Genomic DNA, 20670 nt, shown 5'->3' on the forward strand with positions numbered 1-20670 from the left:
GATAACCTGCGCCGCTTTTTTTTATATCGTGTGTTTATCAGCTAACTGCTTTGTTTACCAGTGCAGCTGCTTCGCTGAGGAGGATGGCAGACTGTACTTTCAGACCGCTTTCTTCGATCAGTACTTTTGCTTCAGCAGCGTTGGTACCCTGTAAACGTACAATGATAGGAACAGTGATGTTACCGATAGATTTGTAAGCATCAATAACACCCTGTGCAACCCTGTCGCAACGAACAATACCACCGAAGATATTGATCAGGATAGCTTTTACTTTAGGATCTTTCAGGATGATACGGAAACCTGCTTCAACAGTTTGTGCGTTGGCAGTACCACCTACGTCCAGGAAGTTAGCCGGTTCACCGCCGCTCAGTTTGATCATATCCATGGTAGCCATGGCCAGACCGGCGCCGTTTACCATACAACCTACGTTACCGTCGAGTTTTACGAAGTTCAGGTTGTATTTGCTGGCTTCTACTTCGGTAGGATCTTCTTCAGAAATATCACGCAGTGCTTCCAGGTCAGGATGACGCATCAGGGAGTTGTCGTCCAGGTTTACTTTAGCATCTACAGCAATGATTTTCTCATCACTGGTTTTGAACAGCGGGTTGATTTCCAGCATGCTGCAATCCAGTCCTACGTATGCGTTATAGAGGTTGGTGACAAATTTCACCATGTTTTTGAACGCTTCGCCGCTCAAACCGAAGTTGAAAGCAATGTTACGTGCCTGGAAAGGCTGCAGGGTCATATTTGGTTTTACCCACTCTTTAAATATTTTCTCAGGAGTGCTGTGTGCTACTTCTTCGATATCCATACCACCTTCAGTGGAATACATGATAACGTTCTGGCTTTTAGCACGATCCAGCAGGATAGACAGGTAGAATTCTTTTACCGGATTAGCGCCTGGATAGTAAACATCCTGTGCTACCAGTACCTTATTTACCAGTTTACCAGCGTCGCCGGTCTGGATAGTTACCAGGGTGCCTCCCAGTATATTGCCTGCTATGGTTTTAATATCTTCTGCATTTTTTCCTACTGCCACACCTCTCTGCTCTGTACCCCGGATCTTACCTTTTCCGCGTCCACCCGCGTGAATCTGGGCTTTTACAACGGCAAATTCATTACCAAATTGCACTTTCAGCTGCTTGTATGCTTCCGCAGCCGCTTCAGGGGTATCCACCGGAATACCTTCCTGTACCGGTACATTATATTTTTTCAACAGTTCTTTAGCCTGGTACTCGTGTAAGTTCATCGGAATAAAATTTGCCGCTAAAATAGGTCATTATGATTTAAATATAAAACTGGTGTCATTTGTGAATTAAAAAATAACTTTGCGCGGGTTTGTTTTTTAAATCCGACTTTTAATTAATGTATAAACAGATGAGTGAACTAACGACAAAGATCACAGCAGCGGGGGAATATATCAGCAAATTCTGGCAAGATAAGCCAGTAGCGGGCATTATACTAGGTAGCGGACTGGGTAACCTGACGCAGGAAATAGAGCGCAGTGTGGAAATTCCATACAGCGATATCCCACATTTCCCGGAATCTACTGTAGAGGGGCATTCCGGCAAGCTAATCCTGGGATACATGCAGGGTAAGCCGGTAGTGGCCATGGCAGGGCGTTTTCACTTTTACGAAGGATTTTCCATGCAGCAGGTAACTTTTCCTGTGCGCGTGATGAAAGCCCTGGGAATTCATACATTATTTATTTCCAACGCCGCCGGAGGCATGAATCCAGCTTTTCAGGTAGGCGATCTGATGATCATCCGGGATCATATCAACCTGCAGCCGGAACATCCGCTGCGTGGTAAAAATGAGGACACACTGGGTCCCCGTTTCCCGGATATGAGCGAACCGTATAGCAAAGCGTTGATCGATGCCGCCAATAAAATTGCAGCCGCCAACAATATATCTTTGCATAGTGGCGTATATGTAGGCGTTCAGGGGCCTACCTTTGAAACACGGGCAGAGTATAAATACATGCATATCATTGGTGGCGACGCCGTAGGAATGAGTACGGTGCCCGAAGTAATTGTAGCGGCACATGCCGGTTTGAAAGTATTTGCCATGAGTGTGATTACCGACATCGGTATCCGGGAAGAAGAAAATGTGATTACCCATGAAGAAGTACTGGCAGCTGCTAAAGCAGCTGAACCTAAGCTGACGCTGATCTTTAGTGAATTAATCCGGCAACTATAAACGCTTTTGTTACTTTCGGATGAGGCAACTTTTCATTTTCATAGCCCTGCTGTTTTTTTGCGGGAACCAATTGATGGCCCAGTTTAACTCGGGTCGCTTAAGTAATATGGGTGGCGGTGGAGGCGGTAGCAGCAAAATGCAGCGCGATACCGGAAAGCATGTACACGAACTGGATACGCTTACCCTGACCTACCGCATCCTCGGAGAACCCACCGATTACAAGCTGGATTCTTCCGTAAATGATTTTCAGAGCAACTATCTGCGGGTGCCGGCTTCATATGCCACTACCGGTAATACTGGTGGTGCAGCCTATAATATGATCTATACACCCAGGATGAAACCCGGATTTGATGCCGGTTTTCATGCCTACGATATTTATTCCAATTCCCATAAGGACGCCCGCTTCTACTATACCACCAGGCCCTATACGGAACTGCAATACCTGGTAGGCAGCAAGCAGGAACAGGTGATCGGCCTTACCCATACCCAGAACCGGACGGAACGCTTTAACTTTGCGTTCGACTACCGCAAGATCAATGCACCCGGCTATTATCGTTCACAAAACACCAATCACGATATTTATCGCTTCACCGCCCGGTACCAGAGCAAGAATAAACGCGCAAATACCTACCTGAGTTTCTATTACAATAAGATCAACGGCGGTGAAAACGGCGGCTTAAGGTATGATTCGCTGATGAAAAATCCCAACTATAGCCAGCGGAAAACACTGCCGGTAAACCTGGGAAACGGCGCATCCACCACCTACAGCTTCTTCGGAGGTGCAATTCCGGTGAAAACGAACTACCGCGAAACGGGTTTCCTGATCCAGCAGCAGTACGACTGGGGCCATGGAGATAGTATTCATATCAACGATACACTGGATATCTATAAGTACGACCCCGTATTCCGTGTGCAGTATTCGTTTAACTACGAGAGCAATAACTACCAGTTCCTCGATACAGATGCAGATTCTGCATTTTATCCGAAACATTATAATTTCCTGCCACAGGGAGATACGGTGACCGCCAAACACCAGTGGAAACTGATCTCCAACGATCTGTCGCTGATTCAGTTCCCGGTGAGAGGTAACCTGGGACACTTTATTAACCTGGGCGCCCGCTTTGAAAGCCTGACGGGTACTTTCCTGGATGCGAATATCAACTTTACCAACCTGGCTTTGCATGGGGAGTATCGTAATAAAACCCGCAACCAGAAATGGGATTTCTCCCTCAGGGGCGAGTTTTATGCGGTAGGGCAAAATGCCGGCGACTACAGCGCATATGGTATGCTGAAAAGGCGTATCAATGATTTCCTGGGAGATGTGCGACTCAGTGTCAGCAACGTGAATAAAGAACCATCTTACGTTTACAAGTACTTTGGCAGTAACAGGGATGCCTGGTATAACACCAGCCTCGCCAAAGAAAACATTACCCAGCTGCAGTTTGCCACAGAAAACAAAAAGCTGGATTATACCCTGGCTGCTAATTATTTCCTGTTTACCAACTATACTTATTTCAAGGATTACTACCACAGCGCCCAGTATACTTCGCTGTTTAACCTCCTGCAGGTTACTTTCAGCAAGAAGTTTACGATCAAACCGTTCGCCTGGTACGTGGATGTGGCTTTCCAGCAATTGCATGGCAACGGTCCGCTGAATGTACCCACCTTCTGGACCCGTAACCGTTTTGCCTTCGAAAAAAGACTTTATACCAATCTGAACCTGGTAACAGGCCTGGAGTTCCGTTATAACACCGGCTACTACGCCGACGACTACTCGCCGCTGACCGGTCAGTTTATTTACCAGGAGAAAACGAAGATCAGTAATCCGTTGCCGGATATTTCGGCATTTGCTAACTTCAGGATCAAGTCGTTCTCCGCATATGTACGCGCAGAGAACCTGAACACCTTCCTGGGCGATAATAACTATGCGGCGCCATTATACCCTTACAACAATTTCGCCTTCCGGGTGGGGCTGAGATGGTGGTTTATTAATTAACAGTATTTTATCATAATATGATGACCGGTATCCCCGCAACGGGATACCGGTCATTTTTTTTACCTATCTTTGTAATTCGTCATGAAACAATTTTTTGCCATATTATTTGCCGTATTGTATACCACGCTGACCAGCGGGGTTGCAGTAAATGTGCATTATTGCATGGGCAAACTGGCGTCCGTAGAACTGCAGGAAGCTCCGGCTGATCACTGTGCGAAATGCGGAAAGCCAGTAAAGGGCATGGATTGCTGTAAAGACGAGTTTAAGTTCTGTAAGGTCACTGAATCACACCAGGCCGCGAAAGCGCTGCAACCCGATTTCAGTACCACCACAGACATGCAGTTGCCCGTAAGGATTTTATCCGCACCTGTATTGCCGGCTGCCGAAACTATCGTGAGCAGCCGTCCGCATGATCCACCGGACATTCCTTCTGCCCCCATCTTTCTCCGGAACTGTACTTTCCTGATCTGAGGTTAGCTTTAAAGTTGTGTTTACTGCTGTTGTAGCAGTAACGCTATCGCTTTGCTGTTAATCATTCTTTATTCATTTTATATTTCTCAGATCATGAAAATAGTATCCATTATATTGCTCGCACTGGGCTTATCTTTCGGTGCAAACGCACAGTTTAAAAAAGCAAGTGTACACGCCACCGGGTTAACCTGTGCCATGTGCTCCAAAGCTACTTATGAAGCCCTCGAATCACTGCCTTTTGTAGATAAAATAGATACGGATCTCGATAATACCACCTTTATACTCACCTTTAAAACAGGTGTTCCCGTAAGCATCGATGCTATCAAAAATAAAGTGGAAGATGCTGGTTTTTCTGTAGGTAAACTGGTTATGACTGCTAACTTCGATGCCGTAAATGTGCAGAATGATGCACATATATCTTTTGCCGGCAGCACCCTCCATTTTATGGATGTAAAAAACCAGGTATTATCCGGTGATAAAAACATCACTGTTATCGACAAAGACTTTGTTTCCTCCAAACAATTTAAAAAATTCAGTACAGAAACTTCCATGCCCTGCTATAAAACAGGTATGATGGGTGATTGCTGCAAATCTGACGGAGCAGCTGCTTCCAAAAGAATTTATCATGTCACCATTTAATACCGGCTGGTTTTATGAAAAGGATTTTAATGATAGCATTGGCTATTATAGTCACGAATGGCATTGTATCCGCACAGGAATTGTACGTGAACACAGAACCGGCCAGTAATATGCCAGCCAATTCACTGGGCATCAGGTTGACCAATAAGTTTTTCAACATGAAGCATTCCGGTGATAATGGCATGCGCTTCGAGCCGGAAGTGATGTGGGGTATCAATAAAAAGCTCATGGTACACGTACTCGGTTATGCTTCCAATATGATGCAACCTTCCGTGAAGATGGAAGGCGGTAGCGTGTACGCAAAATACCGTTTCCTGTCGCTCGATCAGCAACATGCACATTTCCGGATGGCCGCCTATGTAAGAGGCTCCCTGATCAATAATCCCTATTATCCCGAAATGCCTGATGGCTCACATGCCATGCGGCCTTATGATAATAAGGAACTGGATCTGGAAGGCGCTACTTCCGGTGTAAATGGTGGTATCATTGCGACTCAGCTGTTACACAAACTGGCATTGTCTACTACGTTGGGTTATTCACGTTATATGAACAACGTGAAGGATAATATCCCGGACGACTTCTCCCGGAATTCCGTAAATTATAGTCTGTCTGCCGGATACCTGGTGTTGCCGGTGAAGTATAAAAACTTTCAGCAAACCAATCTGAACCTGTATGTGGAATTACTGGGTAAAACCAATACAGATGCAGCAGGCCGGGGTTCCTATCTGGATATTGCGCCTGCTGTGCAATTCATTTTCAACAGCACTACCCGGCTGGATCTGTCATATCGCACCCAGTTAACAGGCGATATGCCGAGGAATACCACCAATGCGTTTTTGGTGAGAATAGAACATAATATTTTTAACATCAAAAAGTAACCGATGGCTACCACAGATCTGTTTATAAAGAATATGGTTTGTCCCCGCTGTATCAAAGTGGTTACTGCTACTATCCATGCGCAGGAGCTCACCATCCAGGATATACAATTAGGGAAGGTAACAGTGGCTGGAACTGTTTCAGACAAGCAGTTGCACGAATTAGCCGACGCGCTTCAGCAGGAAGGATTTTTACTGATAGATGATAAGAAGCAACAACTGATCGCAGGCATAAAAAGTATTATTGTGCAAGCCGTGCATCATTCCGAACTGGATGAAATGAAAGAGAACTTTTCCACCTTACTGGCAGGGAAGTTGCAGAAGGATTATCATTATCTCAGTAATCTCTTCTCAGAAACAGAAGGCACTACCATTGAACAGTATATTATCCAACAGAAAATTGAAAGGGTGAAGGAATTACTGGTATACAATGAATTAAGCTTAAGTGAAATTAGTTACAAGCTGGGATACAGTAGTGTAGCGCATTTATCGGCACAGTTCAAAAAAGTTACCGGTCTTACGCCAAGTAAATTTAAACAATTGAAAGCCCCTGAGCGTATACCATTAGATAAGATCTAGTATGCGCCGGTTAAAAAGATAGAAGTTAGTTGTTTTAGTTTTAGTTTAAAGAGAGGCTGCTGCACACCGTAGCCTCTTTTTTAAAAATCCGGACATGAAAAAGGTAGTAATAGGTATCTTGAAATTTATACAGTCTCTTTTTGTAAAGAAAGATTGTTGCAGGTAGGGACATTGTTTCTACATATTGAAAATATTTATAAGTCCGCTCTTTGCAGCGGACTTATTGTTTTTAAATTAAAACGGTGTTGCATTTCTGTTTGCATCTTCAAAAATTTTCAGCACAGTATTTGTAAATCCCTATCTTTACTATAGCGATTTACTGCAGATGAAGTACAAAATTTTTATTATCAGTTTGTTATGCGGATCTGGAATGTGCTTGTTGTTAGCCTGTGTCAATAAAAAAAAGCATACCGCCCCCAAACAAAAACAGATTGTAGCAAACATCAGACAATTGGATGAAGTCATTACGGAAAGTATCACAGAGCGATTGTCTGCGCTGAGTGATAATGAAGGTGAGCTGGAAGACAGCATTGCCGCTTTTCGCCCCACTGCGATCCAGCAATTTTATGGCACCGATAAACCGGTGAGTCAATGGTCAAAAAACGGGGTAACTAATCCCGCAGCTGATTCTATGTTGTATATGATACAACATGCAGAAGAAGTAGGACTGTTGCCTGCACAGTATCACGAACCGGCTCTGACAGCTGCCTGGCAGCAAATGAGCACGGATGCCAGCGCCAAAAAAGATGCCGCCTTATGGGCGAAAGTGGATGTGCTGATGACAGACGCCTTCATGAAAATGGCGTCCGATCTGCATTACGGCATTGCGCCGCGCGACAGTATCACCCTGAAAAAGGACTCACTTTATACCGATGATCAGCTGATTACGCAGCTGCGGCAGGCACTGGAAGAAAAGAATGTGACCGTGCTGTTGCACTCACTCGAACCTTCACATGCCGGCTATGTCGCGCTGAAAGAAGGTATCAGGTCTTTCAAGGTGAAGTACGAAAATTATCATTGGGATACTTTACCGCTGAACTATACAGATACAGTGGCTTTCCGGCAGCTGGTGATCAATCGCCTGGTGCAGAGTGGCCACCTGGATACTACCGGACAGGTGCAGGACTCCGCGTTATTAAAAACGGGCGTGAAAGCATTTCAGAAAGAATTTAATATCTATCCGGATGGCGTTGCCGGTAAAAGAACTGTGATGGCACTGAACCGCTCTATGCACGACTGGGTGATGCAGGCTGCTGTAAACCTGGACCGCTGGCGCAAATTGCCGGATACGTTACCGGTGCAATATATTATGGTGAATGTACCAGGTTACACGTTACAGGTAATAGATAGTGGAGAAGTAATGCTGGAATCGCGCGTTATTGTGGGCGCCCCGCGTACCCGCACACCGTTGCTGAATTCCTATATGACGAACTTCATGATGTTTCCGTACTGGCGCGTACCTTATAGCATTGTGTTCAAGGAAATGTTGCCGGCCATTCAGAAGAATGTGGGTTATCTTGCTTCCAAGAACCTGGAAGTAATTGATAAAGATGGTAACACCGTAGATCCGTCTACGATAGAGTGGTCTAAACTCCGTAAGGGTTATTTCCCTTATGTGCTGCGGCAGATGGATGGTATCGACAATTCACTGGGTGTGATGAAATTTAATTTCAGAAATAAATACAGCGTATACCTGCATGATACCAACAACCGTGGATTATTCAAAAATTCCATGCGCGCAATGAGTCATGGCTGCGTGCGTGTTCAACAGTGGGATAGCCTGGCGCAATACCTGGTGCGTGCAGATAGCCTGCGTCACAGCGGCGATAGTATCCGGGTATGGCTGGCACGGGAAGAGAAGAAGCAGGTAGACCTGCCGAAACATATTCCTATCTATCTGCGTTATTTTACCGCAGAAGGCCAACATGGTAATCTTGTATTTTTCGATGATATTTATGGAGAAGATAAAGTATTAAGAAAGAAGATGAAGTTATAATACGATATTCTTCTTAAAAGAAAAGGAGCGGAGATGATCATCATCTCCGCTCCTTTTTTATATGCAGTTGTGAATATAAACTTAAGCAAGTTTCGCTTTCAGTGCGGTATCCAGTGCTTCCAGGAATTCTTCTGTGTACAGGTAGTGTTTACCATGTTCCACTTTGTTACCATGGATACAAACGGCCAGATCTTTGGTCATTTTACCACTTTCAACTGTTTCGATACAAACTTCTTCCAGTGCCTGGCAGAATCTGATCAGTTCCTGGTTGTTATCCAGTTTACCACGGAATTCCAGACCGCGTGTCCATGCGAAGATGGAAGCGATAGGGTTGGTGGAAGTTGGCTTACCAGCCTGGTGATCGCGGTAGTGGCGGGTTACAGTACCGTGTGCGGCTTCTGCTTCCATTGTTTTACCATCAGGTGTGATAAGGGTGGAAGTCATCAGACCGAGGGAACCAAAGCCCTGGGCTACGGTATCAGATTGTACGTCGCCATCATAGTTTTTACAAGCCCATACGAAGTTACCATGCCATTTCAGTGCGCTGGCCACCATGTCATCGATCAGGCGATGCTCGTAAGTTAAGCCATGAGCCTGGAATTCAGCTTTGAATTCCTGTTGGTAGATTTCTTCGAAGATATCTTTGAAACGACCATCATATTTTTTCAGGATGGTGTTCTTGGTGCTCAGGTATAAAGGCCATTTCTTCATCAGTGCCTGGTTGAAACATGCACGGGCAAAGCCTTTGATAGATTCGTCGGTGTTGTACATTGCCAGTGCAACGCCATCGCCTTTGAAGTTGTATACTTCATGTTCGATCACTTCACCGTTTTCACCTTCAAATTTGATAGTGAGTTTACCTTTTCCTTTTGTTACGAAATCGGTTGCACGGTACTGATCACCAAAAGCGTGACGGCCGATACAGATAGGTGCAGTCCAGTTTGGCACCAGGCGTGGTACGTTTTTCATTACGATAGGCTCCCGGAATACGGTGCCATCCAGGATATTACGGATAGTACCATTAGGGGATTTCCACATCTGTTTCAGGCTGAATTCCTTTACGCGGTCTTCATCCGGGGTGATGGTAGCACATTTGATACCTACGCCTACTTCTCTGATAGCATTGGCTGCATCGATGGTCACCTGGTCGTTGGTAGCATCACGATGCTCCATGCCCAGATCATAATATTTAATTTCAACATCCAGGTATGGAAGTATCAGTTTATCCTTGATGAATTTCCAGATGATTCGTGTCATTTCATCACCATCCAGTTCAACTACCGGATTAGCAACTTTAATTTTTTCTGCCATTTCGGGTTTTTTAAAAAATTAGATTAAAAAGCATTTCACAACAATTATTCAAGCGAGTCCCAATCGGGATAATCACGAAAAATACGAATAGCTGGGAAAAAAACAAAATTAACCGGATTTTATCTTGGTTAAAAAAAGGGAGATGGAAGCAGGTTTATCCGCTTTCATCTCCCTTATATCATAAAATGCTTTAAAACGCTTAGTGCAGCATCTGTTTGATCACTTCATCTGCAAACTCGCTGGTCTTCACCAGGGTGGCATCATCCATCAGGTTGTAGAAGTCGACGGTAACGCGTTTACGGGCAATAGCAGTGCTGAGGCCGTGAACGATGATATCCGCTGCTTCTTTCCAGCCCATGTATTCCAGCATCATTACACCGCTCAGGATTACTGAGGAAGGGTTCATGGTGTTGGTGTTGGCAAAGCGGGGTGCAGTACCGTGTGTGGCTTCAAACACGGCATAACCGGTCAGATAGTTGATATTGGCGCCCGGAGCGATACCAATACCACCCACCGCAGCAGCCAGTGCATCGGAAATATAGTCGCCGTTCAGGTTCAGCGTAGCTACCACGGAGTAATCCTGTGGCGCCAGCAGAATCTGTTGCAGGAAGTTATCTGCGATCACATCTTTGATCAGCAGTTTTCCTTTGGCCAGTGCTACTTTCAGTTCTTTGTTAGCTTCTTCTTCACCGAGGTCTTTCTTGGTTTTTTCCCAATGTTCCCAGGTGTATACCTGATCGCCGAATTCTCTTTCTGCCAGTGCATAGCCCCAGTTCTTGAAACCACCTTCGGTAAATTTCATGATGTTGCCTTTGTGTACCAGGGTCAGGGAAGGACGTTTGTGTTCCAGTGCGTAGCTGATGGCAGCGCGTACCAGTCTTTCTGTACCTTCAATAGACACGGGTTTGATGCCGAGGGAAGAGGTTTCCGGGAAGCGGATCTTTTTAACGCCCATTTCATTCTGAAGGAAATCGAGCAGTTTTTTGGCTTCAGGCGTGCCTGTCATGTATTCAATGCCGGCATAGATGTCTTCCGTATTTTCACGGAAAATCACCATGTCCACTTTCTCCGGATGTTTCACGGGAGAAGGTACTTTATTGAACCAGCGTACAGGTCTTACACAGGCGTAGAGGTCCAGTTCCTGACGCATTGCCACGTTCAGGGAGCGGATACCGCCACCAACGGGAGTAGACAGGGGGCCTTTAATAGACACCAGGTATTCCTTCAGCGCATCCAGTGTTGCCTTTGGCAGCCATTCACCAGTCTGCTGGAAGGCTTTCTCACCTGCCAGTACTTCTTTCCATTCAATTTTCCTATCACCACCATAAGCTTTTTCTATAGCTGCGTCGAATACGCGTACACTGGCTTTCCAGATGTCCGGACCTATTCCGTCGCCTTCTATAAATGGGATGATTGGTTGTGCAGGGACCTGTAACAGGCCGTTGTTCATCGATATTTTTTCTGCCGGCATAAAACGGTTTCTTTATGCGTTACGTAATTGTTGTAATCGGGTGCAAAGGTAACGCTTTTCACCTTACGCATGGGCGTATTTTGCGCTTTATTCTGCAAATTTAACAGCAACATATAACTTTTTGCTTATGTTAGGATTAATGTTATTTTGCTGCTCATTTTTTTGCAGCAACAAAATCTCAGATACCAGCATGATACCAGCCACATATCTCGCCCTGGGCGATAGCTATACCATAGGTGAACAGGTAGCCGAATCCGGCCGTTTTCCCGTACAAACCACCGCCCTGCTCCGGGAGAAAGGCTTTTCTGTAGCCGATCCGCAGATTATTGCCACCACCGGCTGGACCACCGACGAACTGGAAGCAGGTATCGCCGCCGCTCATATCCAAAAAAGCTATGATATCGTAACCCTGCTCATCGGCGTTAATAATCAATACCGTGGCCGTTCCGTAGAGGAATATAGCAAGGAGTTCACCGCCCTGCTGCAAAAAGCCATTGCCTTTGCCGGCGGGCGCCCTTCGCATGTAGTGGTGCTGTCGATTCCCGACTGGGGCGTAACACCCTATGCCGCTGGCCGCGACCGGGAACAGATTGCCAGGGAAATCGACCAGTACAATGCCGCCAATAAGGCCATTGCTGCTGCATACCAGGTTCCCTACCTGGATATTACCCCTTTTACCAGGGAAGCTGCGCAGGATCCCGAACTGGTTGCACCGGATGGCCTGCACCCGTCTGCAAAGGATTACCACCGCTGGGCCGTCGCTTTGCTGCCTTTATTGCAGCAGGCATTGCAATGAGAAAAAAAATATCCTACTTTCATATTAAAGAAAACCTGAACCAATGGAAAGCCATATCGTAAAAATTCTGGCCGTTACCCCCGTTACACACAACGTACGCCAATTTACAGTGGAAAAGCCCGCCGGTTATACCTTTGTGCCCGGCCAGGCTACCGAAGTATCTGTGAACAAACCCGGATGGGAAGACGAACGCCGCCCCTTTACCTTTACCAGCCTCACCGAATGGGATCAACTGGAATTTACCATCAAAATCTATGATGACCACAACAGCGTGACTCACGAACTGGGCCTGCTGAAAGCCGGAGATGAACTGATCCTGCACGATGTATGGGGAACTATTCATTATAAAGGAGAAGGCGTATTTATTGCCGGTGGCGCCGGGGTAACCCCTTTTATAGCCATCCTGCGGGACCTGCAGCATAAAGGACAATTAGGCAGCAACCAACTGATCTGCTCCAATAAAACGCTGGGCGACATCATCCTCAAAGATGAGTTGGAGGAAATGCTGGGGGCCCGTTTTATCAACACCCTCACCGCACAGGAAGTACCGGGCTACGACCACCACACCATCGATGAAAGCTACCTGAAAGAGAAGATCCGGGATTTTAACCAGCATTTTTATATCTGTGGCCCCGATCCTATGGTGCAACAGCTGAAAGCGATCCTGGTAAAGCTGGCCGGAAATGATGCGCTGGTAACGGTAGAAATATAACCCGGCATTTTCACCGGCGATTTCCTGCTTTTTACCGGTAAGGGCACTTTATTAGCCTAAACCCTGTTTTCAATCAGGGGAGGCCGTTCTACATTTGTATCATAAATAGTAAGACAAATGAAAAACGAAGATATCGAAGCATCAAGGAGAAAGGGACGCAACATAGGTGGCGCTATTCTCATCATCGTTGGTGCCTGCCTGTTATTACAACGACTGGATCTCGATCTGCCTCACTGGTTGTTTTCCTGGCAGGTGATCCTGATCGGTGTGGGTGTCGCCGTAGGCGCCAAACACAACTTCAGATTTGGTGGCTGGATCGTGATGATACTGGTAGGTGGTATTTTCCTGACAGCAGAAATAATGAACCTGCCTTATTCGAATGCCCGCTTTATATGGCCGGTAGCACTGATCCTGGTAGGTATTATGCTGATATTAAAGAAAACCAGTCCGGCTTCGGAATGGAAATCCAAAAAACAACTCTACGACGGCGACCGGGTGTATGGCGCTAATATGGAATCTCATTCACAGGATGATATGCTGGATGCCACCGCCATTTTTGGTAGCGTTAACAAAGTAGTCATGTCCAAACAATTCAAAGGGGGAGATGTAACCGCTATCTTTGGCGGGGCCGTACTCAACTTTATGAAAGCAGGGATAGAGGGTACTGCGGTGATGGACCTGACAGCTATTTTCGGTGGATGCGAAATTATCGTACCGGCCGATTGGAAAGTAAGGGTGGATATTACCACTATACTCGGCGGCGTGGAAGATAAACGTCACGTAGACATGGTGTCCGGCGGAACAGAGAAACTGCTGATCCTGAAAGGAACCTGTATCATGGGCGGCGTGGAAATTAAAAGTTACTGATCATAAACAACCATATCAACCTTCTATTCTTACTCCAACTTTTTAAAACTTATTTTATGCATTGGTTTGTTGCGAAAGTAGTATATCAGATCATCTGCGGTGAAGGCAATCATACCCCGCAATTCGATGAACAATTAAGATTAATCAGCGCTGTTACCAAAAAAGATGCCTGTGACAAGGCCCGCGAAATTGGTATGCAGGAACAATATGCCTTTAAGAATCAACAACAGGAACTGGTACAATGGAAATTCATCAATGTACCGGAAGTATATACCCTGGATCAGCTGACAGACGGAATGGAACTGTATTCCCGCATAGAAGAACCGGGTGATCCCAATTCCTATATCGCCTGGTTACAGATGAAATCAGCACAGTTACAGGGACAACAATACTTTGAGCTGAACGTATCACCAATATAAATCCGCTGCCTTGGCAAAACAGATAATTACCGGCAACTCATGGTGGACCTTCCTTTGCTCTTTCGCTATCTGGTTATTCCTTTATGGCGGATTGCTCTGGTACTGGTTTGATATTCCGCTCGTACAATCCATTATCGATAGTGCAGTACACGTGATCCTGCTGGGCGCCGCCGGTATTGTTATCAGTAATAATGTAGCCTACTACCGGCCGGCAGATGGTACTATGAAGTTTGGGTATGTAGCGGTAGTGAGTTTTGCGTTGTCCGTACTCTGGGTTTGCCTGAGCCGTTGGATCCTCGTATCTGCTTTTCCTGGGGAAGCGCAGTATTTACACTGGCTCAATTATGCCATTCCCATTCACGCTTTTGTAGGATGGATGTTAATTGCAAGTATCGGTTTCAGAAGCCAGATGTGGTACGATGCAGCAGAACAACAGGAGTCCCTGCAGCGGAAAGAAGCAACAGAGAAAATTGTGAGAGAGGCAGAGCTTTTCAAACTACGGCAGCAATTGCAGCCGCATTTTCTGTTTAACAGCCTCAACTCTATCAATGCGCTGATCATGCTGCGTCCGAAAGAAGCCCGGGAAATGGTGCTGAAACTCTCGGATTTCCTGCGGGGATCTTTGAAAAGGGAAGATGAACAATGGATTACCCTGGCAGAGGAGTTGAAATACCTGCAGCTGTACCTAGATATAGAAAAGGTACGTTTCGGGCACCGGCTATCTACCATCGTTACACGGGAAGAAGACGCAGAAGGACTGATGATGCCGCCCATGTTGCTACAGCCGGTTGTGGAAAATGCGATAAAATTCGGTTTATATGATACCACCGGTGATATTACCATCAGCATAAAATCATGGTGGCAGGATAATATGTTATACATCGCTATCCAGAATCCATTCGACAGCGAATTACAACAACCCAATAAAGGCACTGGTTTCGGTCTGAGTTCCATCCACCGCAGGTTGTACCTGTTGTTTGCGCGGCAGGACCTGCTGGAAACCACCGCCCATGAAAATATATTTACCACAATCATTAAAGTACCACAAACGCATGATAAAAGCAGTCATAATTGATGATGAACCGTTGGCCCGTGAAGTGGTGAAAGAATACCTGTTAAACTTTCCGCAGATCCAGGTGATGCAGGAATGCAATGATGGTTTTGAAGGACTGAAGGCAATCCAACAGCATCAACCGGATATCGTTTTCCTGGATATACAGATGCCTAAAATTACGGGCTTCGAAATGCTGGAACTGGTGGAAAATATGCCCGCCGTTATTTTTACCACTGCCTTTGAAGAACATGCTATCCGGGCGTTTGAAGTACATGCGGTGGATTATTTACTGAAACCTTTTTCCAACGACCGTTTTGATAAAGCGGTACAGAAGTGGCTGGATCATTTTCAGACACCCTCTGCCAATACAGAAGCACTGCTGGAAACAGCGGCATCTACCCCCTTGCAGAGCAACCGTGTAGTGATAAAGATCAATGGCAAGATCAAGATCATTCCCGTGCAGGATATCCATTACCTGGAGGCAGCAGATGACTACGTGAAAATTGTGACGCAGGAGGGGAGCTTCCTGAAAAACAAAACAATGGCTTTCTTTGAAAAAATGCTGGACCCGCAGCAGTTTACACGGGTGCATCGCTCTTATATACTCAATGTAAACCAGGTAACACGGATAGACCCCTACGAAAAAGAAAATCATTTGGCTATCCTGCGCAGCGGTGCGCGGGTACTGGTGAGCAAAACCGGCTATCCCCGGTTGAAAGCCGCACTGGGACTATAGAAAGGAAAGAAGTGTTAAAAATAAAGAAGTGAAAAAAAGGCTGTCTCTGTGACAGCCTTTTTTTCTAGAATCGCGCAAATAATCTGTTTAGCTTTTCTTTCGCAAGTATCTTCTGCACCTGTATCCCGGTGGCAATTACCCGCCCATTGCAAACTGCTTCATAGCTACATGTAATTTCGTGATGATGAATTTCCGTAATGGTAGCGGTGAAATCTACCTGGCTGCCGGTAAGTGCGGGCGACAGGTGTTCAATCGTGAGCCTTGTGCCGATTCCTTCTTCTTCCTCTTCTTTCATCTCCAGTACAAACAGCCGGCAGCACCATTCCGCGTCGCGTCCGAGTGCAAAGGTGGCATATACGGGATGCACGTTTCCACTATCAAAAGATGCACAGTCCTCTGGTCGTACTATACGGCTGAAATGCTTTGTATCACCGGGTTTGAAGATGGATAACATCAGTATATAATTTTAGTTGCTTACTGCACTACCAGCACGGGGATTTTTACTTCGTGTCTTACCTGGTTGGCGGTTTCTCCGTAGAGCCAGTCTTTAAAACCTTTATGACCGTGACCTCCCAATACCAGGAAGTCTGCTTTTTCTTCGTGTACAATACGTGCAATTTCACGGGCGCGTCTGCGGAAGCCAAGCACGCCTTTGGCGTTGATGTTGCGGCTTTTCAGCAGGGCGATGTAGGTGTCGAGTTGCTCCTGGTCGCGCCGTGTTTCCAGGTCGTCGGAGTCCTTTCCAAAATATTTGGCGGAGGCACTTTCTACGATATGGATCAGGATATATTGCGTGTGTTCGTTACCGTGAGCAATGGCATTGGTCACAATGTCTTTGTCGCGTGGCGAGAAATCCAGCGCCATGGCGATGCGGTGATAAGCCGGTGTTTCCATTTCGCCCAGTGATACCTGGGTGGTGTGGATACCGGCGGCTGCATCTTCGCGGTAGCGGCTGCGCAGCGGATAGATGATGGTGATCAGCAGCAGGACGACAAAGCCCGCGCACGCGATCAGGATTAATCCATCTACAAAAACATTATTGGTACCGGACATATAATCGACTACTTCAGATAATACCATCCGCATATTAAGGTACACCAATAAAATGGTGACCAGCCAGCTGAATATTTTGGTAACAGGTTTGATGGCGAAGATGCCCATGGTTTTTTTATCGCTCACAAAATGGATCAGCGGAATGATGGCAAAACCGAGTTGTAAACTCAGCAATACCTGGCTGAATACCAGCAGGGCGCCTACTTCTTCATCGCCCGCAATGATAATCACCAGCAGGGCCGGAATGATGGCCAGCAGGCGGGTGATCAGGCGGCGCAACCAGGGATTGATGCGCAGTCGCAGGTAGCCCTCCATCACAATCTGTCCGGCGAGTGTACCGGTTACAGTAGAACTTTGTCCGGCAGCAATGAGTGCCACGGCAAAGAGGATGGGCGCCAGTTTGCTGCCCAGCAGCTGGTCCAGCAGTTTATGTGCATCCTGTATTTCGGCCACATCGGTGCGGCCGCTTTTGAAGAACACGGCGGCGGCGAGGATCAGGATGGCTGCATTGACCAGGAAGGCGAGGTTCAGCGCAATGGTACTGTCAATGAAATTCATTTTGATGGCCTGCTTTATGCCGGCGTCATCACGTTTTATTTTCCGCGTTTGTACCAGGGCGGAGTGCAGGTATAAGTTGTGCGGCATCACGGTGGCGCCGATAATACCGATGGCAATATACAGTGCCGTATTGTCGGGGATAGTAGGAATAAAGCCTTTCACCACTTCGTTCATTTGTGGTTTCACGAGAATTAGCTCTACCAGGAAGGAGGCGCCCACGATAGCCACCAGGGTGATGATAAAGCCTTCCATTTTCCGGATACCGTAGCGTTGTAATACGAGGAGGAGGAAAGTGTCGAGTACGGTAAGACTCACCCCCCATATCAGGGGTAAGCCGGTCAGCAGTTGGATACCGATGGCCATGCCCAGTACTTCCGCCAGATCGGTGGCGGCGATCGCAATTTCTGCCAGCACATACAGGATGAAGTTGACAACCGGAGGGTAGGTTTCCCGGTTGGCCTGCGCCAGATCGCGGCCGCGTACAATGCCCAGCCGGGCGCTCAGGCTTTGCAGCAAGAGGGCCATGAGGTTACTCATGAGCAGTACCCAGAGTAATTTATAACCGTACTGACTACCACCGGCCAGGTCTGTGGCCCAGTTGCCCGGGTCCATATACCCGACACTCACGAGGTAGGCCGGACCAAAAAAGGCGAAGATCTTTTTCCACTTGGATTTTCCACTCGTTTCTACACTCTGATGTACCTCACTTAACGATGCTGATGAATGGGTATGCTCGATGCTCATAGTATATAAGAAGAATTAAACGGGTCTGACCATGATATTTTTTGCTACCTGTTCACTGATGGTGATGGCAGGCTGCTGTTTCACTTTTATCTCAATAGAATTATCGTATTCATAATGGGCCATGATTTCCAGCTGTGTACCCAGTTTGATGCCTTTTGCATTCAGGAAGGCCAGCAGGGCCGTAGACTGATCGGTTACCGCTGTAACTACCAGGCGTCTGGCGTTGGCCTGGTCCAGGGAGGTTTGCGGACGGGGTTTGGCCATTTTTCCGTGGGCATCGGGGATGGGGTCGCCATGCGGGTCGATTACCGGGTTGCCCAGGAATTCACTCAGCCGGTTGGTGAGCTTTTCGCTGCGTACGTGCTCCAGTTCTTCGGCCAGTTCGTGTACTTCTTCCCAGCTGAAAGCGAGTTTGTCTACCAGGAAACATTCCCACAGGCGGTGACGCCGTACAATCTGCAGGGCGGCTTTCCGGCCTTCGGGTGATAACGTGATGCCTTTGTATTTCTCATATTCAATCAGTTTCTTTTCTTTCAGCTTTTTAGCCATGTCTGTTACCGATGCCGGCTTGGTATCCAGTTCGTATGCCAGTGCATTGGTAGTAACCACCGAATCGCCTTCCTGCAGCTTATAGATCGATTTAATATGATTCTCTTCCGCGATCGATAAATTCATGTTATCTAAAATATTATTTAGACAAATCTAAATAAATAAATCGAACTTTTATATATCCGGTATGTTTTTTGATTTTTAGCGCGCACATATAAAAATTATATCTAACTTTTCGCCCAGAATTAACTTTTCTAATGAAGCGTTTCCTTTTATTATTACTGGCCATCGGTGTTTTAGCAGCCTGCAAATCGAAGAAGAAAGCAGGAAGTGGCAATGAGCCCATGACATTTGAAGACTTCCAGGCATTGTTTACGCCTGGCAACCTCCCGTACAGGCTCACTCCGGATACCCTGCAGCTGAAACTGGCGGATTCACTGCGGCTGGATACGGCGGCCCTGCGCTTTTTAACGGATACGCTCCCTAAAGGTGATTTTACAAAAAATGAAGGCGTAAAGTTTTATCCCCTCCAGCGTATTTCCGGTAGCGTAGTGGATTATGTGGTGGTAAAAGCCGCCGGCAGATCGCAATCTGTAGGTTATCTCTGTTTCCTCGATAAAAAAGGGAAATACCTCAACCGTATCCGTGGAGCCAGCACCGGTAGCGCAGATGGTACGGTTACCTCCCTGCAGATCGACAGCAAAAATGTAGTGAAGATCAGCAGCGAAACAAAGTTGTCCGGCAGCCGCAGCGCTTTGAAGGAAGATTTTTACATGGTGAATCCTGATGGAACGGTAACGCTCATCATGACTAACTCCAACGGACCAACGAACGCAGGACAGATCTTTAACCCGATTGATACATTACCCCGTAAACATAAGTTTTCCGGCGATTATACCTCCGGTGAAATGAATATCGTTTCTATCCGTGATGGGGATGATGCGAAGACTTTCCAGTTCTTCATCACTTTCTCAAAAGACAATGGTAACTGTAAAGGAGAACTGAGCGGTAAAGGGCATTATATTGCGGGCAACCGTGGTGAATACAAAGACAAGGAATCTTCCTGCGGCATTTCCTTCCAGTTCTCTGCTGGTCGTGTCAGCATCCGGGAAATTGGTGGCTGTGGCGCTTACAGGGGCATCAAATGCTTCTTTGAGGGGGGCTTTGTGAAGAAGGCAGAGAAGAAGAAAAAGAAATAAAGGCCTTCGGCCTTTGGTGATAGACTGATTTTAATATCGGGGAGATGAAAGTAATTACATGACTTTCATCTCCCCGATGTTTTTAACAACAATCACGGAAACAAAATCATTCACTTTCACATCAGAGAAACCTGCACATTATTGATGCGAAATATATATAAGTGCAAAAAAATACAGCGGCATTTGAAAAATTGAATCCAAATTTTATTTTTCCTGTAATACCTTTCTGTAAAGGATTTGAGCCTTATTGTGCTACATGTGTTTCATGCATTTTTTCTGCTTTTTTCAAAAAATATTTGGTAGAATAAAAATAGTTTATACCTTTGCGATCCAATCGAACGAAAGGGACGATAGGTAAGAAACAAAAGAGGGAGCTTAGCTCAGCTGGTTCAGAGCATCTGCCTTACAAGCAGAGGGTCACTGGTTCGAATCCAGTAGCTCCCACA

20 protein-coding genes and 1 tRNA gene are annotated in these 20670 nt (G+C 46.3%); 15 read left to right on the forward strand and 6 right to left on the reverse strand.

Annotation, left to right across the window (positions count from 1 at the left end; all coding sequences use genetic code 11):
- Positions 1–37 precede the first annotated feature (37 nt).
- Positions 38–1249: an ADP-forming succinate--CoA ligase subunit beta gene (gene sucC, locus BMW79_RS09695; protein WP_089893790.1), complete on the reverse strand. Its 1212-nt coding sequence runs from the start codon at positions 1247–1249 to the stop codon at positions 38–40.
- A 128-nt stretch (positions 1250–1377) separates the two neighbouring features.
- On the opposite strand from sucC, the gene BMW79_RS09700 reads away from it, so the two are divergent.
- The 7 genes from BMW79_RS09700 (at position 1378) to BMW79_RS09730 (ending at position 8755) form a co-directional block, all read left to right on the forward strand.
- A complete protein-coding gene (locus BMW79_RS09700; RefSeq protein WP_089896845.1) occupies positions 1378–2199 on the forward strand; it encodes a purine-nucleoside phosphorylase in 822 nt (273 codons plus the stop codon).
- Between the two features lie 73 nt (positions 2200–2272).
- Positions 2273–4195: a putative porin gene (locus tag BMW79_RS09705; RefSeq protein WP_177192102.1), complete on the forward strand. Its 1923-nt coding sequence runs from the start codon at positions 2273–2275 to the stop codon at positions 4193–4195.
- Between the two features lie 81 nt (positions 4196–4276).
- On the forward strand, positions 4277–4666 hold the full coding sequence (locus tag BMW79_RS09710) for an HYC_CC_PP family protein (protein ID WP_089893796.1): 390 nt from the start codon (positions 4277–4279) through the stop codon (positions 4664–4666).
- A 93-nt stretch (positions 4667–4759) separates the two neighbouring features.
- Entirely contained in the window at positions 4760–5305 is a 546-nt protein-coding gene (locus BMW79_RS09715; protein ID WP_089893799.1) for a heavy-metal-associated domain-containing protein, read from the forward strand.
- A gap of 14 nt (positions 5306–5319) precedes the next feature.
- Positions 5320–6183, forward strand: coding sequence for a transporter family protein (locus BMW79_RS09720; RefSeq protein ID WP_143059118.1), 864 nt, complete (start codon positions 5320–5322; stop codon positions 6181–6183).
- 3 nt (positions 6184–6186) lie between these two features.
- Positions 6187–6759 (forward strand): helix-turn-helix domain-containing protein, encoded by a 573-nt coding sequence (locus BMW79_RS09725; RefSeq protein WP_245752443.1) that lies wholly within the window; start codon positions 6187–6189, stop codon positions 6757–6759.
- Between the two features lie 451 nt (positions 6760–7210).
- Positions 7211–8755, forward strand: a complete 1545-nt coding sequence (locus BMW79_RS09730) for a L,D-transpeptidase family protein (RefSeq protein WP_177192103.1) — start codon at positions 7211–7213, stop codon at positions 8753–8755.
- 81 nt (positions 8756–8836) lie between these two features.
- On the opposite strand, the gene BMW79_RS09735 is transcribed toward BMW79_RS09730, so the two are convergent.
- On the reverse strand, positions 8837–10066 hold the full coding sequence (locus tag BMW79_RS09735) for an NADP-dependent isocitrate dehydrogenase (RefSeq protein ID WP_089893808.1): 1230 nt from the start codon (positions 10064–10066) through the stop codon (positions 8837–8839).
- Positions 10067–10265: 199 nt separating this feature from the next.
- Complete coding sequence (gene icd / locus BMW79_RS09740; RefSeq protein ID WP_089893811.1) at positions 10266–11537, reverse strand: NADP-dependent isocitrate dehydrogenase; 1272 nt, start codon at positions 11535–11537, stop codon at positions 10266–10268.
- 190 nt (positions 11538–11727) lie between these two features.
- On the opposite strand from icd, the gene BMW79_RS09745 reads away from it, so the two are divergent.
- The 6 genes from BMW79_RS09745 (at position 11728) to BMW79_RS09770 (ending at position 16121) form a co-directional block, all read left to right on the forward strand.
- The gene (locus tag BMW79_RS09745; RefSeq protein ID WP_245752445.1) at positions 11728–12333 is read left to right on the forward strand and encodes an SGNH/GDSL hydrolase family protein; all 606 of its coding nucleotides are present in this window, start codon (positions 11728–11730) and stop codon (positions 12331–12333) included.
- 43 nt (positions 12334–12376) lie between these two features.
- A complete protein-coding gene (locus tag BMW79_RS09750; protein ID WP_089893814.1) occupies positions 12377–13045 on the forward strand; it encodes an FAD-binding oxidoreductase in 669 nt (222 codons plus the stop codon).
- A 117-nt stretch (positions 13046–13162) separates the two neighbouring features.
- Positions 13163–13912, forward strand: a complete 750-nt coding sequence (locus BMW79_RS09755; protein WP_089893818.1) for a LiaF transmembrane domain-containing protein — start codon at positions 13163–13165, stop codon at positions 13910–13912.
- Between the two features lie 56 nt (positions 13913–13968).
- A complete protein-coding gene (locus BMW79_RS09760) occupies positions 13969–14331 on the forward strand; it encodes a DUF4288 domain-containing protein (protein WP_089893822.1) in 363 nt (120 codons plus the stop codon).
- 10 nt (positions 14332–14341) lie between these two features.
- A complete protein-coding gene (locus tag BMW79_RS09765) occupies positions 14342–15406 on the forward strand; it encodes a sensor histidine kinase (protein ID WP_218150297.1) in 1065 nt (354 codons plus the stop codon).
- Positions 15384–16121 (forward strand): LytR/AlgR family response regulator transcription factor, encoded by a 738-nt coding sequence (locus BMW79_RS09770; protein WP_089893825.1) that lies wholly within the window; start codon positions 15384–15386, stop codon positions 16119–16121. Before BMW79_RS09765 ends, BMW79_RS09770 begins: the two co-directional genes overlap by 23 nt.
- A 64-nt stretch (positions 16122–16185) precedes the next feature.
- Here the strand turns inward: BMW79_RS09770 and BMW79_RS09775 are convergent, their stop codons facing one another.
- Genes BMW79_RS09775 through BMW79_RS09785 form a run of 3 tightly spaced genes read right to left on the reverse strand, consistent with a single transcriptional unit; the run spans position 16186 to position 19151 of the window.
- The gene (locus tag BMW79_RS09775; RefSeq protein ID WP_089893828.1) at positions 16186–16575 is read right to left on the reverse strand and encodes a thioesterase family protein; all 390 of its coding nucleotides are present in this window, start codon (positions 16573–16575) and stop codon (positions 16186–16188) included.
- Between the two features lie 20 nt (positions 16576–16595).
- On the reverse strand, positions 16596–18476 hold the full coding sequence (locus BMW79_RS09780) for an Nramp family divalent metal transporter (RefSeq protein ID WP_089893831.1): 1881 nt from the start codon (positions 18474–18476) through the stop codon (positions 16596–16598).
- Positions 18477–18491: 15 nt separating this feature from the next.
- A complete protein-coding gene (locus BMW79_RS09785) occupies positions 18492–19151 on the reverse strand; it encodes a metal-dependent transcriptional regulator (RefSeq protein WP_089893834.1) in 660 nt (219 codons plus the stop codon).
- Positions 19152–19282: 131 nt separating this feature from the next.
- On the opposite strand from BMW79_RS09785, the gene BMW79_RS09790 reads away from it, so the two are divergent.
- Together BMW79_RS09790 and BMW79_RS09795 are read left to right on the forward strand one after the other, a co-directional pair.
- Positions 19283–20224, forward strand: a complete 942-nt coding sequence (locus BMW79_RS09790; RefSeq protein ID WP_089893836.1) for a hypothetical protein — start codon at positions 19283–19285, stop codon at positions 20222–20224.
- A gap of 369 nt (positions 20225–20593) precedes the next feature.
- Positions 20594–20668: transfer RNA gene (locus tag BMW79_RS09795), tRNA-Val, on the forward strand.
- Positions 20669–20670 lie beyond the last annotated feature (2 nt).

The organism is Chitinophaga arvensicola (assembly GCF_900110835.1).
Lineage (GTDB): Bacteria > Bacteroidota > Bacteroidia > Chitinophagales > Chitinophagaceae > Chitinophaga > Chitinophaga arvensicola.

Bases quoted from the DNA above. Each gene is read 5' to 3' on its own strand.
- sucC (WP_089893790.1), bottom strand. From the start codon at position 1,249: ATGAACTTACACGAGTACCAGGCTAAAGAACTGTTGAAAAAATATAAT.
- BMW79_RS09700 (WP_089896845.1), top strand. From the start codon at position 1,378: ATGAGTGAACTAACGACAAAGATCACAGCAGCGGGGGAATATATCAGC.
- BMW79_RS09705 (WP_177192102.1), top strand. From the start codon at position 2,273: ATGGCCCAGTTTAACTCGGGTCGCTTAAGTAATATGGGTGGCGGTGGA.
- BMW79_RS09710 (WP_089893796.1), top strand. From the start codon at position 4,277: ATGAAACAATTTTTTGCCATATTATTTGCCGTATTGTATACCACGCTG.
- BMW79_RS09715 (WP_089893799.1), top strand. From the start codon at position 4,760: ATGAAAATAGTATCCATTATATTGCTCGCACTGGGCTTATCTTTCGGT.
- BMW79_RS09720 (WP_143059118.1), top strand. From the start codon at position 5,320: ATGAAAAGGATTTTAATGATAGCATTGGCTATTATAGTCACGAATGGC.
- BMW79_RS09725 (WP_245752443.1), top strand. From the start codon at position 6,187: ATGGCTACCACAGATCTGTTTATAAAGAATATGGTTTGTCCCCGCTGT.
- BMW79_RS09735 (WP_089893808.1), bottom strand. From the start codon at position 10,066: ATGGCAGAAAAAATTAAAGTTGCTAATCCGGTAGTTGAACTGGATGGT.
- icd (WP_089893811.1), bottom strand. From the start codon at position 11,537: ATGCCGGCAGAAAAAATATCGATGAACAACGGCCTGTTACAGGTCCCT.
- BMW79_RS09745 (WP_245752445.1), top strand. From the start codon at position 11,728: ATGATACCAGCCACATATCTCGCCCTGGGCGATAGCTATACCATAGGT.
- BMW79_RS09750 (WP_089893814.1), top strand. From the start codon at position 12,377: ATGGAAAGCCATATCGTAAAAATTCTGGCCGTTACCCCCGTTACACAC.
- BMW79_RS09755 (WP_089893818.1), top strand. From the start codon at position 13,163: ATGAAAAACGAAGATATCGAAGCATCAAGGAGAAAGGGACGCAACATA.
- BMW79_RS09760 (WP_089893822.1), top strand. From the start codon at position 13,969: ATGCATTGGTTTGTTGCGAAAGTAGTATATCAGATCATCTGCGGTGAA.
- BMW79_RS09770 (WP_089893825.1), top strand. From the start codon at position 15,384: ATGATAAAAGCAGTCATAATTGATGATGAACCGTTGGCCCGTGAAGTG.
- BMW79_RS09775 (WP_089893828.1), bottom strand. From the start codon at position 16,575: ATGTTATCCATCTTCAAACCCGGTGATACAAAGCATTTCAGCCGTATA.
- BMW79_RS09780 (WP_089893831.1), bottom strand. From the start codon at position 18,476: ATGAGCATCGAGCATACCCATTCATCAGCATCGTTAAGTGAGGTACAT.
- BMW79_RS09785 (WP_089893834.1), bottom strand. From the start codon at position 19,151: ATGAATTTATCGATCGCGGAAGAGAATCATATTAAATCGATCTATAAG.
- BMW79_RS09790 (WP_089893836.1), top strand. From the start codon at position 19,283: ATGAAGCGTTTCCTTTTATTATTACTGGCCATCGGTGTTTTAGCAGCC.